Below are 15,865 nucleotides of genomic sequence, written 5' to 3'. Positions count from 1 at the left end.
GCGATCCTGTTAGGGGTGATCTCCCAAAATCCCGGCTTACAGGCATGCGCGGGGGGGAGAGCATCTACTGCTTATTAGGCAGCGATTGCGTAAGTTTCGTCGTTTGCGACTACTAGTTTGCGGCTTTTTTACGAGGCCTACCGCACCTCGGCATGCACCTAAGAGTTCGTGAATCCCGTCGAATCCAGTATCGGCCCCGAATTCTTTCGTACTTCTGAACACTTCAGTGTTGAGCGCATTCTACGCTCTGCAGTTCAAGGCAGCAAGGTGAGAACTGGTGTTTTCTTGCTGCGTTTGACTGTTATTACTCTATATGGTGACGAATTGAACAATATCAAGCTGCAGTGGGTAACATCCCTGCTGCAATTATCTTTTGCTGTGCTTCATCATGCGTTCTTTCTCACGCGACCAGTCTCTGTCTTTGATGTCGTCACGTTTATCAAAGTGCTTTTTACCTTTGGCCAGATGGAACTCCAGCTTTACCCAACAGGCTTTCCAGTACATGGACGTGGCTATTAAGGTGTAACCGTCTTGTTCTTTTTTACCAACCAGTTTGTTCAGTTCACGTTTGTTTAATAACAATTTACGTGAACGCTCAGGGTCACAAACCACATGGGATGACGCGCTGTGCAGCGCCTGAATTTGTGCACCAATTAAAAAAGCTTCGCCGTCTTTTAGAATGACATAAGAGTCGGACAAATTTACTTTGCCTTCACGGATACTTTTTATTTCCCAGCCTTGCAGGCACATACCCGCTTCGAAACGTTCTTCGAGGAAATAGTCGTGCCGTGCTTTGCGGTTTTGGGCTATGGTGCCGCCCTGATTTTTGTTGCTTTGTTTTTTGCTCATCTTTGCGAACGAATTAACTCTTAAAAGCCACGAAATTTATGGCAAAAGGCTTAGGCCCTGGACATTGAGGCTACGGCGAATTCTGTTACAATCGCCGCCTGCATTAAGGGGAGAGAGTATGCCACAAATTGAGCGCAGCGCACTGGTTTTTTACAGCGCGCGCCAGATGTTTGAGCTGGTGAACGATGTACCACGTTATCCGGAATTTTTACCAGGTTGTGCCAAAGCCGACATTTTACAGCAGTCTGCCGATCAAATGCTGGCGAGGTTACAGGTCAAAAAAGCGGGTATTAGTCAGGAATTCACCACGCGAAATACCCTGGTGACTAACTCGCAAATTCAGATGCAGTTGGAGTCCGGGCCTTTTAAAGCTTTATCTGGTGGTTGGACTTTTATTCCATTGAGTGATGAGGCCTGTAAAGTAGTACTGGCGCTGGATTTTGAGTTTTCCAATAAGATTGTTGAATTTGCTTTTGGCAAAATTTTTAATGAGTTAACAGCGGCTATGGTCGGTGCTTTTACTCAAAGAGCGAAACAAGTGTACGGAGAACAACATGGCTGAAACTAAAGCTGTTGAACTGGCTTATGCCACACCAGCCAAACAAAGTTTGTTAAGTTTAACTGTCGATGCGGCTGCTACTGTGGAGCAAATTATCCTGCAATCCGGCATGCTCTCTGCTTTCCCTGAAATTGATTTAAGTCAGAACAAAGTTGGGATCTGGAGTCGTAGCTGCAAACTGAATGAAGTACCAAAAGCGGGTGACAGAATTGAAATTTACCGACCTTTAATAGCCGATCCTAAAGATATGCGTCGCCGCCGTGCTGAAAAAGCGAAAGATGAAGGCAGAGCGAATAAAACTACAGGTGGCAGGCCACAAGGCAATGAACAAACGCATGACTGAGAAAGACACCAGATAGAACTGGGGGTAGCTCACAGAGTTAGTTGTGACCACTGTGCTCTGACCCCTACTGCAGTAAATCTAAAGTGGTTTGTCTAAAGGCGTGTTAAAGTTGGCTGGTTTAGTGAAATCACCAGTAATATCTACCAATTTGTCGTCTTTAAAATTAGCAATTAGTTGTTTTTCGAAGTTCTCGCCACGACCGCCTTTTAACGCATAAAAATAATGCCAGATATCATCGTCAAAAGCGTTCTCAGCAACAGGATTACCTAGTACAAAGCGAACCTGTTCTTTGGTCATTTGAACACGCAGTTTATCTATGTCTTTTTGCTCCAGAAAGTTACCTTGTGGTACGTCAATCCGGTAGATCCAACTGCTGCAAGCACCCAGAGTCAATGCTGTGGCCAATACCATGGCCGTTTTTATTACTGCTTTCATCTGTCTCTTCATCTGAATAAGTCTGGCGGCATCATACCGCAAGCATGGGCTGAAATTAAAGCCTTAATCAGACCTTAGTGTACTGGCTTAGTTCGTGCCTGCAAAAATTAATTGCTGCTGATGTTTTGTTATGGCGCGCATAACAACTCCCGGGCATTGGCAATCGCATTAGCACTGACATTTTCACCAGCCAGTAAACGAGCAATTTCCTGTACTCTTTCTTCATCAGCCAATTCGCGAATACGGGTTTCTGTGGCTATGCCATCTGTGTATTTTTCGACAAACAACTGATGATGCCCCTGGCTGGCAACCTGCGGTAAATGCGTGACACAAATCACCTGAGTGGACTCACCTAACTGCCGCAATAAACGGCCGACACCAGCTGCAACAGGACCGCTGATCCCGACGTCCACTTCGTCAAAAATAAGGGTTGGAGTTGTGACTTTGCCCGCCAGAATCACCTGAATCGCCAGACTGATACGGGATAATTCACCACCAGATGCTACTTTATGCAGAGCCTGTAAAGGTTGGCCCGGGTTGGTGCTGACCAGAAAATCGACCTGATCCCAACCTGATGCATTGGCTTTGTCTATACCTGCACTTTCAACGGCAATGAAAAATTTGCCATTGGCCATACTCAGTTCCGCCATGCTTCGGGCAATTTGATCGGACAGCTCTAGAGCAGCTGCCTGACGCAATTCAGAAACTACCTGAGCGGCCTGACAATAGAGTTGTTGCGCCTGTTGAATTTCCAGCTGTAGTTGCACTATGCGGTCGTCATCACCAGCCAACTCTGACAACTGTTGGGATAGTTGTTGGTGGAACAAAGCCAGCTGATCGTTAGGAATTTGATGTTTACGGCTCAAACTTAACCACTGACTAAGACGCTGGTCAATGTCTGCCAGACGTTCCGGGTCTATATCTACTTTTTCGCTGTAGCGGCGCAGTTCGCGGCCTGCTTCTTCGATTTGGACTAAAGCTTCGCTTAGCATTTGATGAATAGGAGTTAAAGCCGGATCGACTTCGATATAGTCGTCCAGTTGCTGACAAGCATGACTTAATAAACGATAGCTGTTGGCCTCTTCATCGTCATAAGCCAGTTGCAAGGCTTGTTGGCTGGCCTGGATCAGGCTGTGGCTGTTGCTTAAGCGCTGATGTTCGGTTTCCAGTTCGGCAAACTCTTCTGTACCTGGTGCAAACTGATCCAGCTCAGCCACCTGATACTCCAGCAGCTGGCGCTGTGCTTCACGCTGCTGTTGGCTGCTTTGCAGTTCAGAGTATTCTTGTTTCAGCTGTTGCCAGGCTTTCCAGTGTTGGCGGCAATGGGCTAAAGCAGAATGAGTGTTGGCATAAGCGTCCAGCAACTGACGTTGATGATCTGACTTGAGCAATAACTGATGCGCATGCTGGCCGTGAATACTCAGCAGGTGATGGCCTAAAGCTTTGAGTTGTTGGGCTGGCACTTGTACGCCATTGATATAACCACGGGAACGGCCTTCGCTGCCAATGACACGACGCACTATGCATTCGTTGCCCATCGCCAGATCCTGCTCGGCTAACCAGTGCTGCGCAGCTGCCAATTGACTAATGTCAAAAGTAGCCACTATGTCGGCTTTGTCACAACCTGGGCGCACTACTAAACCATCGGCACGATCGCCTAAACATAAAGATAAAGCATCTAAGGCAATAGATTTACCTGCGCCTGTCTCTCCTGTAATAGTGGTCATGCCGCCGCGCCAGTCGAGTTCCAGTGCGCGCACTATGGCAAAGTTGCTGATATGCAGATGGTTGAGCATGGTCCAACTCCCTAATACTGAATAACTGTTAATTTATACAGTAATTTTGTTTTTAGCAAGGGAGTGTCAAAGAGATTTTTTAGTAAAGTTTACTGCCCCAACCGAGCTTATTGCGCAGCACGTTAAAGTAGCTGTAACCAGGCGGATGCACCAGTTTTAACGGTTTAGGGTGTTTACGAATACGAATTTCATCGCCTGGCATCACGGCCAGAATCACATGGCTGTCACAGCTGACCTGTAAATGCGCGTCATTGCTGGGGGACACTTTAAGTACTATTTCACTGGTGCCGGACACCACCAGAGGACGGCTGCTTAAGGTGTGCGGGAACATGGGCACTAAGCTCATCGCATCCAGCTCAGGCGTTAAAATAGGGCCGCCACCTGATAATGAATAGGCGGTAGAACCTGTTGGCGTGCTGACTATTAAGCCGTCGGAGCGCTGACTAAACACAAATTCACCATTGATATGAGCTTCAAACTCAATCATATGAGCCACTTTGTCGGCGTGTAATACTGCTTCGTTGACAGCGCTGTTACTGCTTTTAACGCAGTCATTGCGATAGACTTCCACTTCCAGCAAGTTACGTTGTTCTGTGACAAAGTTACCTGCCAGCACTGCAGCTAAAGGCGTCTCAAAATTCTCTGGCGATAAGTCGGTTAAAAAGCCTAAGTTACCGCGGTTAACACCTAATACAGCAACTCCAAAACGGGCCAGCACACGGGCTGCGCCGAGCATATTGCCGTCACCGCCGACTACTATGGCCAGATCGCAGTTTTTACCCAGTTCAACTAAATCCATCACCTGCACATCCGGCAAAGCTAAAGATTCCGCAACTTTCTCTTCCACATAGACTTTTAACTGAAGTGCCGTTAAAAACTGATACAGGCTGATCAGGGTTGTATTGGCACCGGGATGGTTTGGTTTGCCAATTAATCCAATGGTTTGAAATGCGCTGCCTGGGTTTTGACTCATGAGTGTTCCTTTCTAAGTGCGCACTCAGTATACCCATAGTTTCTGACAGCGAACAGCTTTGTCAGCTCCGGCAGTGGACAAAGCCCAAGGCTTGAATTTTTTAATAAAGTCCCCACAATACCTAGCAGTAGTTCAGCTTTGTTGTATAAGTCGTCTTTTTAACCGGAGTAACAACTGTAGTGGTTCAGTTAAGCAGACCAGAACTGATATTAAAACTGATAGTCGAGCAGTATCTGACGGACGGTATGCCTGTGTCCTCCAAGCTATTGTGTGAACAGTCAGAGCTTGGCGTCAGTTCAGCCACAGTGCGCAACACCATGATGCTACTGGAGCAGCAGGGCTTTATCCGCTCTCCTCATACCTCTGCCGGCCGGGTGCCTACCACTTCTGGGATAAGGTTATTTATCGACAAAATGCTGCAGCTGGAGCCTTTAACAGGACGCTGGCTGGATGCTATTCAAGTGAATTTGCCACCGCAATTGCCTGTTTCCTTATTGTGTCAGCAAGCCGGACAGTTGCTGGCTAACTTAACAGGCATGGTCAGTATTGTCAGCGCGCCTAAAGGTCAGGGCAGGGTGATACGGCAGGTGGATCTGGTGCGTTTAGCCACGCAGCGACTCTTGCTGGTGGTGATAGACGAAGATGGCGATATCCTGCACCGGGTGCTGTTTTACGATGACTTAATTGATAACCAGACTTTAAGCAGGGTACTGTGTTTACTCAATGCCGCTTTATGTGGCCAGGACTGGCTGGATGGTATTTCACGTTTAGCTCTTATAGGTAAGCAGGAATGCGGCGCGGTACAGGCTCTGGTGAAAACCGCTATGGCACAACTGAGTCTGGATGAAATGCAGCAGCATCAGCCTCTGATTTATGGTCAGCACCAACTGATGCAAGCCAGCGACTATCACCGTGATCCAGAGCTGCAGCAGGTGATTGAACTGCTGGACAATCCTTCTTGTCTGGTGAAATTATTAACTCCTGTCACCCAGGATTCCCAACCTAAACTGATACTGGGCCGGGAGTCCGGTATTGAACCTTTAGCCAAGGTGAGTTTGATTTGTGCGCGCTACCGGGCTGAGCCTCATGGCTTTATTGCTTTGCTTGGGCCACGCCGGATGAACTATGGCCGTTTTGTGCCTTTAGTAGAAGCTGTAGCACAACAAATGTTTTTTAACTTGAATCATCTTAATCAATCCCCATAATAAGCCAACCTATGGTGGAGTAGTAACTAATGAGCGAGCAAGATAAAGTGCAAACTGAACAACAACAGGCTGCGGAAGCAGCGGCAGAGCAACAAGTGGTAGAACTGACGCCGGAGCAGGAACTTATTGCAAAGCTGGATGCAGAATTACAGCAGGCAAAAGCCCAGTTGGCAGAGCAGCATGATTTAATGCTTAGAATTAAAGCTGAAGCGGACAATAGTCGTCGCCGTTCAGCTATGGATGTTGAAAAAGCCCATAAATTTGCGCTGGAGCGTTTTGCTGGTGATTTATTGCCAGTAGTAGACAACCTGGAGCGTGCTTTAACCTTCTTAAATCGTGAAGATGAAAGCCAGAAAGCTTTGGGCGAAGGCGTGGATTTAACCCTGAAAGGTTTACTGGATACACTGGCGAAAAACGGTGTGCAGCAAATTGACCCTCAAGGCCAGCCTTTTAATCCTGAATTCCATCAGGCGATGTCTATTCAGCCAAGCGCTGATGTAGCACCAAATACCGTGACTTTTGTGATGCAAAAAGGTTATGAGCTGAACGGTCGTTTAGTGCGCCCAGCCATGGTGGGTGTATCTAAAGCTGTTGAATAAACGGCAATTTATTGAAAATGGGGCCAGGTCACCTTGTTAACTGCTAACAAGGTGACCTGGCCCCATTTTTTTCTGTGCTTTACCTCTCTGTGCTTTTACAATAGCTTTATCGCAATGTAGGCCTATGCAAAGGAATCTTTTTGTCTGATCTGGAGTCTGGTGTAGCGCAGTCCACGCATCCTGTGGCTGAACTGGTGCTTTGTCGCCACTGCGATCTATTGCAGCAACTGCCCTTGTTGGCTATTGGTCAGGAAGCCGCCTGCAGCCGCTGCGGCTATTTATTAGATATGCGCCAGAAAGACCCGGTTTTAAGGCCTGTGCTTTACGCTGCAAGTTCGTTGTTTATGCTGATTTTGGCCAACCTCTTTCCGTTTATCGGCATGGATGTAGCTGGTAACGTTCATATCATGAGTTTTTTTGATACTTCCTCTGTGTTGTTTAATGAGCATCAGCAGTGGCTGGCTGTGCTGGTCTGGTTATTTATTCAGGCCATACCGGCTTTTTGTATGCTGGCGGTGATTTATATCAAGCTGGGTATGGTGCGCAAGGTCAGAGGCCTGGTTTGGACCGCCCGGGTGCTGTATATGCTCAAACCCTGGAGCATGGTGGATATTTTTCTGATCGGTATTCTGGTCGCCTTTGTCAAACTGGTGGTCTATGCCGACATCTCTGTAGGGATGAGTTTCTGGGCTTTTTGTTTGTTTTGCTTGCTGCACTTACGTACTTTCCAGGTGATAGACCGTCATGCTTTGTGGGAATCTATAGCTCCAGCGCCGCAACCTGTGCCTGTCACTTGTGCTGGTAAAACCGGTGTATCCTTGCATCTGGCCAGTTGTAGCTGCTGCACTGCCATAGTGCCGCTGGAGCAAAAACATTGTGATCGCTGTGGCACTAAAGTCACAGCCCGTATTCCGGGCAGTTTACAAAAAACGCTGGCCTGGCTGATTACCGCAACTCTGTTGTATATCCCGGCCAACCTGCTGCCTATTATGGAAACTGTGTCTTTGGGCAGCAGCATTCAGTCTACCATCATCAGCGGTATTATATTGATGTGGCAGGACGGTGCTTATCCGGTGGCTATTGTGATTCTATTGGCCAGTGTGGTCGTGCCTGTGGTGAAAATAGTGGTGATGTTCTGGCTCTGTTATTTAGCCAGTCATAAGGGACACAAACGCCAGCTGCTCTCGACCCGGGTTTATTTACTGGTTGACTGGATAGGGCGCTGGTCTATGGTGGACGTACTGGTGGTGGCTATTCTGGCCGCTCTGGTCAGGTTTGATTTGTTGATGGGCGTCTACCCTGGGATGGGCGCTATTATTTTTGCGACTGTGGTGATAACCACCATGCTCGCCGCTATGAGTTTTGATCCACGTTTATTGTGGGATCAACGCAATAAAAAAGAGGAGCAACAGCGTGGCTAAGACGCAGGGCCGGGTGGCCGCGGTGAAAAAGATCCGACAATTATCTCCTATCTGGATAGTGCCTGTGATGGCCGTGGCCATTGGTATTTGGATGTTGTATTACACTCAGAAAAATCAGGGGCCTGTGATTACACTGGTGACATTGAATGCGGAAGGCATAGTAGCAGGTAAAACCCAGATCAAAAGCCGCAGTGTAGACATAGGCCGGGTTGAGTCGGTGCAGTTGTCAGAAGATTTAAGCAAAGTACTGGTCAAGGCCAGAATGGACCCGGGCATTGAAGCCTTACTAAACGAAGACACTCAGTTATGGGTCGTCAAGCCTACTGTAGGGCGTGGTGGTGTCAGTGGCTTAAATACACTGCTGTCCGGAGCTTATATTGAATTGCAGCCTGGCAAAGCCAGTGTGCAAAAATATTATTATGAATTACTCGACAGCCCGCCTATAGCGCCGGCTGATGCGCCCGGTGTGCGGGTGACTTTGTTAAGTGATGATGCAACGGCTTTGGCTGTAGGTGACCCTGTGCTTTACCACGGTTATGCGGTAGGGACAGTAGAGACCAGTCACTTCGTTGCTGAACAGGGCCATATGACCTATCAATTGTTTATTCGTGCTCCTTATGATGCGCTGGTGACGGAAAACGTACGATTCTGGCAAGCCAGTGGTATGGCGCTGGACGTATCAGCACAAGGGGTGAGGGTTGAATTGGCTTCCATCGCAACATTACTCAGCGGTGGTGTGCATTTTGATGTGCTGGAAGGTTGGCCTGTAGGAGATAAAGTGGCCAGTAACAGCGAGTTTCAGCTGTTTAAAAACCAAAAAGCCATCAAAGAAGGTTTATACACTGAATACAACGAATACCTGCTGTTTTTTGATGAATCCATCCGTGGTTTAACAGCGGGCGCGCCATTGGAATACAAAGGCGTACGTATAGGCACTGTGGCTATGGCACCTTACTTCTTTAATATGGACAACCCTTTGGATGTGGCCTTTAAAAAAGGTATTCCTGTGCTGGTCCGGGTAGAAGCTGGCCGGTTGGCTGGTGAAATGAGCCTGAAAAAACTAGCGCAGGAATTAGAGACCGCAGTACAACACGGCTTAAGAGCAGTACTGAAAACCGGTAGTTTATTAACAGGTGCTTTGTATATCGAATTAGTGCAAACCGATGCTGTGATTGAAACGCCGCAAGTTAAAGTCGAAGTGCCGGCTTTGGCGGATGCTGAACAGTCTGAGAAAGTTGAAGTGGCCACAGCTGAGCCACCAGCATTTTCCAGTGAGGGTTTTGTACCGGCGCCTTTTACTTTGGCCGATCATGCGGGTCTGAAAATTATGCCAACAGCACCAAGCGGTTTGGCCAATATTGAACAAAAAGTGCTGCAGGTGCTGGATAAAGTCAATAGTCTGCCGGTGGAAGATGTGCTGGCACAAAGTTCAGCGACTTTACTGCAAAGTGAAAAAATGCTGAAAAACGCCGAGCAGTTGATCCAGTCACTGGATCAACTGGTGCAGGATAAGTCAGTGCAGCAACTGCCAGCTGATATTCAGCAGAGTCTGACTGAACTGCGTAAAACTCTGGCTGGCTTTTCGCCTGGTTCACCTGCTTATGAACGTTTCAATGGTAATTTGCAGTCGATGGACCAATTGTTACGGGATTTACAGCCTGTGATTAAAACTATGAGTAGTCAAAGCAATTCACTGATTTTTAATGCCGATCTGCCTAAAGATCCAGAACCTGAGAAGGGCAACTAATGCGTTATTTAGCTTTTGTATTCCTGAGTCTGGCGGTGGCCGGTTGTGGCAGCTCTCCGGCTGAATTGCAGTATTACCGTTTGCCGGCAGTAGCAGCTAAAGCTCCTGTGGTGCAGAGCACTAAAGTGCTGGTCGTCGAGCCTGTCATAGTGGCCAGCTACTTAAACAGCAATGCGCTGGTGTATCAGAACAACGAGGTGAATCTGCAGCTGACCAGGCTGCATCAATGGGCTGAAGCTTTGGATCAGCAATTAACCCGTAACCTGCAAGCCCATTTGTCAGCGACCCTAACCGACTGGCGTGTGACCCAGCAAGTCAGTGCTCCGGGCGACAGTCGCCTGACGGTGCAGATCAGTCAGTTCCATACCACAGCAGATGGTCAGGTGCTTATTAGTGGCCAGGCATCACTGTTGCAGGGCGAGACCGTGAAGCAACTGCCTTTTGAGCTGCAACTGCCTATTGCCGATGATGGCTATGACGAAGTCGTAAAAACTTTGGGGCAGGGCTGGGGTCAGGTCGCAGCGCAAATAGCAAGTATGCTGACGGAAAACCCGGCTTCCTGAGGTCCCCTGCCTGCCAAGTCTGGTTGAAGCCAGTTTCAGTAAGACACTCACCCCGCCAGTTGGCGGGGTTTATTTTTTCCTTTGTTCCGCTTTACATCTATTTCAGATGTTTAGATTTTTAGCTGTCTAAATGTCTACTTCTTGCCTTTGTCAATAGAGTTCGGTATAGATTGTATAAATAGCAGTCATTAAGCAAAGTGATTAAGCATTGGCTTATGTTCCAGGCTGAAAGCTGCTATTAATCAATACAGAAGCATGAGACGGAGGGCGGAAGATGGACGCTGAGCAACAAGTAGGGGCTTTACTGCTGGACGCAGCAATATTGATGTTAGTGGGAATGGGCGTAGTGTTTGGATTTTTAATGCTGTTGGTCTGGGCTGTGCAGGTGATGTCCAGATTAGTCAGACCTACAGCTGTACCTGTGACTTCACCTGTTGCTTCGTCTCAGCCTGAGGGGATATCGCCAGCAGTAGTTGCAGCTATTAGTTCCGCTATTGAACATCACCACAAACAACACAAGGGATAAAAATGAGTCAGCCATTACTTTTGACTGAGCTGGTGCTCAGAGACGCCCATCAATCTTTGTTAGCCACGCGCCTGCGCTTAGAGGACATGTTGCCAATAGCGGCCAAACTGGACCAGGTTGGTTATTGGTCTATGGAATCCTGGGGCGGTGCTACTTTTGATGCCTGTATTCGTTATTTAGGTGAAGACCCCTGGCATCGGCTACGTGAGCTAAAAAAAGCCATGCCCAATACAAAGCAGCAAATGCTGCTGCGGGGTCAGAATTTATTGGGCTATCGCCATTATGCAGACGATTTGGTTGAAGCTTTTGTTGAACGCAGTTTTGCCAATGGTATAGAGGTATTCCGAATTTTTGATGCAATGAATGATGTGCGTAACCTGCAGACAGCTGTAGCTGCCGCGGTCAAGGTTGGCGCTCATGCTCAGGGCACTTTGTCTTATACCGTCAGCCCAGTTCATACTATTGACGGCTGGCTGGATATGGCGATGCAGCTGGAAGATATGGGCTGTCATTCAATTTGTATTAAAGACATGGCTGGCTTACTTAAGCCTTATGTCGCAGAAGAGCTGATCACCAGACTAAAAGAGCGGGTGAAGTTACCTATAGCCATGCAATGCCATGCCACAACTGGGTTAAGTACTGCCACTTACCAGAAGGCCATAGACGCTGGTATTGATATGCTCGATACCGCCATATCGTCAATGAGCATGACCTATGGTCACAGCGCGACCGAAACTATAGTTGCTATAACAGAGGGGACGAAGCGGGACACAGGGCTAAATTTGGTGTTGCTGGAGGAGATAGCGGCCTATTTCCGCGAAGTCAGGACTAAGTATGCTCAATTTGAAGGTTCACTGAAAGGCGTAGATGCCAGGATTCTATTGGCTCAGGTACCAGGTGGTATGCTGACCAATATGGAAAGCCAGCTGAAAGAGCAGGGCGCTTTAGACAAAATGGACTTAGTGCTGCAGGAAATTCCTAAAGTACGTCAGGAGCTGGGGTTTTTGCCCTTAGTCACACCAACCTCACAAATAGTAGGCACCCAGGCAGTTTTAAATGTGTTGTCCGGTGAGCGTTATAAGACCATTACAAAAGAGACCGCTGCTGTGCTCAAAGGTGAATATGGCACTACACCGGCAGCAGTAGATTCGGCTTTGCAGCAAAAAGTGTTGGCTGGGGCTGAAGCTATCCTCTGCCGTCCTGCGGACTTGCTGCAACCTGAACTGGCTGTTCTGACTGCTGAATTGGACAACAAAGCTAAAGAATTACAGATACAGCTGGCAGAAGCCAAAGTCGATGATGTGCTGACCTACGCTTTGTTCCCACAGGTAGGCTTGAGATTTTTGCAACACAGAGGTGATGCGTCTAAGTTTGAGCCAGCTCCCGGGCATGAAGCTAAGCCAGCAGTCGCAGTCACTCAGACTCCTGCCGAGCAGCTTAACAGCAGGGGGGCTGATGTGGGCTATTACAGTGTCAAAGTGGACGGCAAACTCTATCAGGTTGAAGTAGGACCTGCTGGTGCCGTGCAGCAGATCAAAGCTGCGGTGGATGAAACTATTCCACAGTCGGCCAGTATTCAGCCAGCCAGTACATTAACCTCACCTTTAGCCGGTAATGTGTTAGCACTCAAGGTCAGTGTTGGCCAGCAGGTGGCAGCAGGGCAAGTTGTGCTGTTGATGGAAGCGATGAAAATGGAGACAGAAATCCGGGCCAGCCAGGCCGGTATTGTCAGTCAACTTCATGTCAGTGTTGGCTCTGCGGTTACAACCGGCGATCTGCTGGTTAGTTTTGCCTGAGGATAAGTCATGGATGCTTTGTTAACACTGATTGATTCTACAGGTTTGGTACATCTGACCTGGCCTGCGCTGGTGATGATGGCGGTGGGTTTTATATTGTTGTATTTAGCGATAGCCAAAGGCTTTGAGCCTTTGCTGCTTATTCCGATAGGCTTTGGCGCTATTCTGACCAATATTCCTTTGGCTGGGATGAGTGAGCCCGGTGGTTTGCTGTACTACGTGTACCATGTGGGGATTGAAACCGGTGTATTTCCGCTGCTGATCTTTTTAGGTGTTGGAGCCTTAACTGACTTCAGTGCTTTAATAGCCAATCCTAAAATGCTGTTGTTAGGTGCTGCAGCTCAGTTTGGTATTTTTTCAACCTTATTGGGCGCTATAGCGCTTAATCTGGTACCAGGCTTAAGTTTTACCATGAAAGAAGCTGCCGCTATTGCCATTATTGGTGGTGCTGATGGCCCAACCGCTATTTTTTTGGCGTCGAAATTGGCGCCTGAATTATTGGGGGCTATAGCGGTAGCTGCCTACTCCTATATGGCGCTTGTTCCTATTATTCAGCCTCCCATTATGCGGGCTCTGACGACAGTGGATGAGCGTAAAATTAGAATGGCGCAGCTCAGACAGGTCAGTCAAAAAGAAAAAATCATCTTTCCTTTGCTGGTGCTGGTACTGACTTTCCTGTTTTTACCCACAGCAGCGCCGCTGATTGGTATGTTTTGTTTGGGCAATTTAATACGTGAAGCCGGCGTAGTGGAGCGCTTATCTAAGACAGCCCAGAACGAGCTGATCAATATTGTGACTATTTTCTTAGGTCTGGCCGTGGGGTCAAAGTTAAGTGCAGATAAATTCCTGACCACTCAAACTTTAGGTATTCTGGTACTGGGCGCAATTGCTTTTGGTATAGGTACGGCTTCAGGTGTCTTGATGGCAAAACTGATGAACAAGTTATCCAAAGATCCTGTTAATCCACTGATAGGTGCAGCTGGTGTGTCTGCTGTGCCTATGTCGGCCCGTGTCGCCAATAAAGTCGGTTTAGAAGCCGATCCGCATAATTTCCTGCTGATGCATGCAATGGGACCTAATGTAGCTGGTGTGCTAGGTTCGGCAGTTGCTGCTGGTATTCTGTTGGCGTTGTTGCAGTAACTATAGGAACTTTTAGGGGTGGAATTTGGTTAGTAACTAAATTCCACTCCTAACACCACGGCTTTACGGGCACCCGTGACTTCAGGGATATTGCCTGCAATTTTATGGTCATAAGCATAAGCCAGCCAGGCAAAGGCCATAGCCTCCACATCATCAGCTTTCACACCTAAACTGGCGGTTTGTGCAATGGTGATGTTGGGGAATAGCTGCTGTAAATCGTCGAGTAAGACCTTGTTATAAGCCCCACCACCACAGACAAATAATTCAGTGATGGCTTCATTAGCTAATGCAATTCTGATGCTTTGCGCGGTAAAGCGAGTCAGGGTGCGCTGCACGTCCTCTGGCGCATACTTACTGCTTCCGATTTTATCAGCAAGCCATAAGCTGTTGAAATACTCTCTGCCTGTGCTTTTGGGACCCTTTAACTGAAAGTAGGGGTCAGATAAAAGATCGGCTAATAACGTCTGTTGTATTGACCCTGAGGCGGCGTAAAGCCCATCGGTGTCATATAAGCCCAAGCCCTGTTGCTGTATCCAGTTATCCATCAGGCCATTACCTGGACCAGTGTCAAAACCGCGCACGCTCTGGTTAGGTTGCAACAGGGTGACATTGGCAATACCACCAATGTTTAAGATGGCGCGATAGCTGTCTGGTCTGGCGAATATCGCCTGATGAAAAGCTGGTACCAAAGGTGCACCTTGGCCACCATAGGCCATATCTTTACGGCGAAAATCGGCGATCACCCTGATTTGAGTCTCAGAGGCTAAGCGAAACATATCCCCAATCTGATAAGTGAACGGAAACTGCGCATAAGGCCTGTGCCGGATCGTCTGGCCGTGACAGCCTATAGCGCTGATCTGTGCTGGTGCGACTTTGGCTTTAGCCAACAACTGTTGGACTGCATCGGCATAAGCTAAGGCCAGTTGCTGTTCAACTAAACCCATCAGCTCCAGTTCATCAGGACCAGTTTGGGCCAATTGGCTAAGCTGCTGGCGTAATTGTGCAGGGAAAGGGCAAAGCAGGGTTTCTAGTAGTTCAGGCTGGAGCTTTTCGTCAGTGGCCTGTTTAAAACGAACCAGCACCAGATCGATACCATCGAGACTGGTGCCGGACATTATGCCTATATACAAGCTGAACATTACTCAGCTGCTGCTACCGTGATCCGCTCGTGGTTTTGCATTTGGGCAATCAGCTGTTTTGCTTCGTTGACAAAAGCAATACGTTCGCTGGTCGACAACGCATCGGCCTGAGGTAATTTCACAGTACGCGGATTACGGTGCACACCACCTACGACAAATTCATAATGCAGGTGAGCGCCTGTGACACGGCCAGTAGCACCTAAGCGGCCTATCACCTGACCTTGCTTGACGTTTTCACCTTGTTTTACATCACGTTTGGATAAGTGCAGGTATTTGGTCACAATGTTGTTTTTGTGTTTGATAAACACATAGTTACCATTTACACCGTTACGGGTCGAAGCAATGACTTTACCATCACCAGCCGCCATAATAGGAGTACCTACTGCAGCAACATAATCAACACCGTTATGTGGTTTCACTTTCTTTAACACTGGATGTAAGCGGCGGGGGTTAAAATTGGAGCTGACATACTGGAAACTAACCGGGGCGCGTAAAAAGGCTTGTTTAGTACCTTTACCGTCCGGTTTGTAATAGGCGCCGTCCTTGTGGCGAACCGCCTGGTACACTTGACCTTCGTTTTTAAACTGGGCAGCGAGAATATTGCCATTACCAACAAATTGGCCATCAGCATAACGGGTTTCAAAAATCACACTGAAACTGTCGCCTGCTTTGATATCCAAACCAAAGTCGATGTCGTAACTGAAAATATTGTTCGCCAGGGTCAGCATCTGAGCTTCAGTTAAACCAGCTTCCAGACCTGCGTTCCAAAACGAA

The 15,865-nt window shown here is 47.9% G+C and carries 16 protein-coding genes and 1 other RNA gene; 10 read left to right on the top strand and 7 right to left on the bottom strand.

Annotated elements, in window-relative coordinates; all coding sequences use genetic code 11:
* Positions 1-198: a transfer-messenger RNA gene (gene ssrA, locus LDL40_RS09195) on the bottom strand; the annotation flags it as partial.
* 168 nt (positions 199-366) lie between these two features.
* The gene (smpB, locus tag LDL40_RS09190; RefSeq protein ID WP_300995012.1) at positions 367-849 is read right to left on the bottom strand and encodes an SsrA-binding protein SmpB; all 483 of its coding nucleotides are present in this window, start codon (positions 847-849) and stop codon (positions 367-369) included.
* A 118-nt stretch (positions 850-967) separates the two neighbouring features.
* Between smpB and LDL40_RS09185 the strand changes: the two genes are divergently transcribed.
* Together LDL40_RS09185 and LDL40_RS09180 are read left to right on the top strand one after the other, a co-directional pair.
* Positions 968-1,411 (top strand): type II toxin-antitoxin system RatA family toxin, encoded by a 444-nt coding sequence (locus tag LDL40_RS09185; RefSeq protein ID WP_300995010.1) that lies wholly within the window; start codon positions 968-970, stop codon positions 1,409-1,411.
* A complete protein-coding gene (locus LDL40_RS09180) occupies positions 1,404-1,751 on the top strand; it encodes an RnfH family protein (protein WP_300995009.1) in 348 nt (115 codons plus the stop codon). The genes LDL40_RS09185 and LDL40_RS09180 overlap by 8 nt, the downstream gene beginning before the upstream one ends.
* A 78-nt stretch (positions 1,752-1,829) precedes the next feature.
* On the opposite strand, the gene LDL40_RS09175 is transcribed toward LDL40_RS09180, so the two are convergent.
* The 3 genes from LDL40_RS09175 to nadK form a co-directional block, all read right to left on the bottom strand.
* Positions 1,830-2,186 carry an outer membrane protein assembly factor BamE gene (locus tag LDL40_RS09175; protein ID WP_300995008.1) on the bottom strand — a complete coding sequence of 119 codons (357 nt, stop codon included), beginning with the start codon at positions 2,184-2,186 and terminating at the stop codon, positions 1,830-1,832.
* Positions 2,187-2,314: 128 nt separating this feature from the next.
* Positions 2,315-3,982: a DNA repair protein RecN gene (gene recN, locus LDL40_RS09170; RefSeq protein WP_300995007.1), complete on the bottom strand. Its 1,668-nt coding sequence runs from the start codon at positions 3,980-3,982 to the stop codon at positions 2,315-2,317.
* 79 nt (positions 3,983-4,061) lie between these two features.
* Entirely contained in the window at positions 4,062-4,955 is an 894-nt protein-coding gene (nadK, locus tag LDL40_RS09165; RefSeq protein WP_300995006.1) for an NAD(+) kinase, read from the bottom strand.
* Positions 4,956-5,134: 179 nt separating this feature from the next.
* Here nadK and hrcA point away from each other — a divergent pair, with 179 nt between their 5' ends.
* The 8 genes from hrcA (at position 5,135) to LDL40_RS09125 (ending at position 13,952) form a co-directional block, all read left to right on the top strand.
* Positions 5,135-6,160, top strand: coding sequence for a heat-inducible transcriptional repressor HrcA (gene hrcA, locus LDL40_RS09160; RefSeq protein ID WP_300995005.1), 1,026 nt, complete (start codon positions 5,135-5,137; stop codon positions 6,158-6,160).
* 29 nt (positions 6,161-6,189) lie between these two features.
* Entirely contained in the window at positions 6,190-6,759 is a 570-nt protein-coding gene (gene grpE, locus LDL40_RS09155; protein ID WP_300995004.1) for a nucleotide exchange factor GrpE, read from the top strand.
* Between the two features lie 140 nt (positions 6,760-6,899).
* The gene (locus LDL40_RS09150) at positions 6,900-8,180 is read left to right on the top strand and encodes a PqiA/YebS family transporter subunit (protein ID WP_300995003.1); all 1,281 of its coding nucleotides are present in this window, start codon (positions 6,900-6,902) and stop codon (positions 8,178-8,180) included.
* The gene (gene pqiB, locus LDL40_RS09145; RefSeq protein WP_300995001.1) at positions 8,173-9,927 is read left to right on the top strand and encodes an intermembrane transport protein PqiB; all 1,755 of its coding nucleotides are present in this window, start codon (positions 8,173-8,175) and stop codon (positions 9,925-9,927) included. Before LDL40_RS09150 ends, pqiB begins: the two co-directional genes overlap by 8 nt.
* Positions 9,927-10,490, top strand: coding sequence for a membrane integrity-associated transporter subunit PqiC (locus LDL40_RS09140; protein WP_300995000.1), 564 nt, complete (start codon positions 9,927-9,929; stop codon positions 10,488-10,490). Before pqiB ends, LDL40_RS09140 begins: the two co-directional genes overlap by 1 nt.
* Positions 10,491-10,764: 274 nt before the next feature.
* Positions 10,765-11,016, top strand: a complete 252-nt coding sequence (locus LDL40_RS09135; RefSeq protein ID WP_300994999.1) for an OadG family protein — start codon at positions 10,765-10,767, stop codon at positions 11,014-11,016.
* Between the two features lie 2 nt (positions 11,017-11,018).
* Positions 11,019-12,812 (top strand): sodium-extruding oxaloacetate decarboxylase subunit alpha, encoded by a 1,794-nt coding sequence (gene oadA, locus LDL40_RS09130; protein ID WP_300994997.1) that lies wholly within the window; start codon positions 11,019-11,021, stop codon positions 12,810-12,812.
* Between the two features lie 9 nt (positions 12,813-12,821).
* Complete coding sequence (locus LDL40_RS09125) at positions 12,822-13,952, top strand: sodium ion-translocating decarboxylase subunit beta (protein WP_300994996.1); 1,131 nt, start codon at positions 12,822-12,824, stop codon at positions 13,950-13,952.
* 29 nt (positions 13,953-13,981) lie between these two features.
* On the opposite strand, the gene LDL40_RS09120 is transcribed toward LDL40_RS09125, so the two are convergent.
* On the bottom strand, positions 13,982-15,091 hold the full coding sequence (locus LDL40_RS09120; protein WP_300994995.1) for an anhydro-N-acetylmuramic acid kinase: 1,110 nt from the start codon (positions 15,089-15,091) through the stop codon (positions 13,982-13,984).
* On the bottom strand, positions 15,091-15,865 hold a 775-nt coding region (locus LDL40_RS09115; protein WP_300994994.1), incomplete at its 5' end, for a peptidoglycan DD-metalloendopeptidase family protein. The genes LDL40_RS09120 and LDL40_RS09115, both read right to left, overlap by 1 nt.

This window comes from Rheinheimera sp. (assembly GCF_020217005.1).
In the GTDB taxonomy this organism is placed as follows: Bacteria; Pseudomonadota; Gammaproteobacteria; order Enterobacterales; family Alteromonadaceae; genus Pararheinheimera.
This window is presented reverse-complemented; position numbering and strand designations above follow the sequence as displayed.

Excerpts from the sequence above, each read along its gene's own strand:
- smpB (WP_300995012.1), bottom strand. The coding sequence starts at position 849 with ATGAGCAAAAAACAAAGCAACAAAAATCAGGGCGGCACCATAGCCCAA.
- LDL40_RS09185 (WP_300995010.1), top strand. The coding sequence starts at position 968 with ATGCCACAAATTGAGCGCAGCGCACTGGTTTTTTACAGCGCGCGCCAG.
- LDL40_RS09180 (WP_300995009.1), top strand. The coding sequence starts at position 1,404 with ATGGCTGAAACTAAAGCTGTTGAACTGGCTTATGCCACACCAGCCAAA.
- LDL40_RS09175 (WP_300995008.1), bottom strand. The coding sequence starts at position 2,186 with ATGAAAGCAGTAATAAAAACGGCCATGGTATTGGCCACAGCATTGACT.
- recN (WP_300995007.1), bottom strand. The coding sequence starts at position 3,982 with ATGCTCAACCATCTGCATATCAGCAACTTTGCCATAGTGCGCGCACTG.
- nadK (WP_300995006.1), bottom strand. The coding sequence starts at position 4,955 with ATGAGTCAAAACCCAGGCAGCGCATTTCAAACCATTGGATTAATTGGC.
- grpE (WP_300995004.1), top strand. The coding sequence starts at position 6,190 with ATGAGCGAGCAAGATAAAGTGCAAACTGAACAACAACAGGCTGCGGAA.
- LDL40_RS09140 (WP_300995000.1), top strand. The coding sequence starts at position 9,927 with ATGCGTTATTTAGCTTTTGTATTCCTGAGTCTGGCGGTGGCCGGTTGT.
- LDL40_RS09135 (WP_300994999.1), top strand. The coding sequence starts at position 10,765 with ATGGACGCTGAGCAACAAGTAGGGGCTTTACTGCTGGACGCAGCAATA.
- oadA (WP_300994997.1), top strand. The coding sequence starts at position 11,019 with ATGAGTCAGCCATTACTTTTGACTGAGCTGGTGCTCAGAGACGCCCAT.
- LDL40_RS09125 (WP_300994996.1), top strand. The coding sequence starts at position 12,822 with ATGGATGCTTTGTTAACACTGATTGATTCTACAGGTTTGGTACATCTG.
- LDL40_RS09120 (WP_300994995.1), bottom strand. The coding sequence starts at position 15,091 with ATGTTCAGCTTGTATATAGGCATAATGTCCGGCACCAGTCTCGATGGT.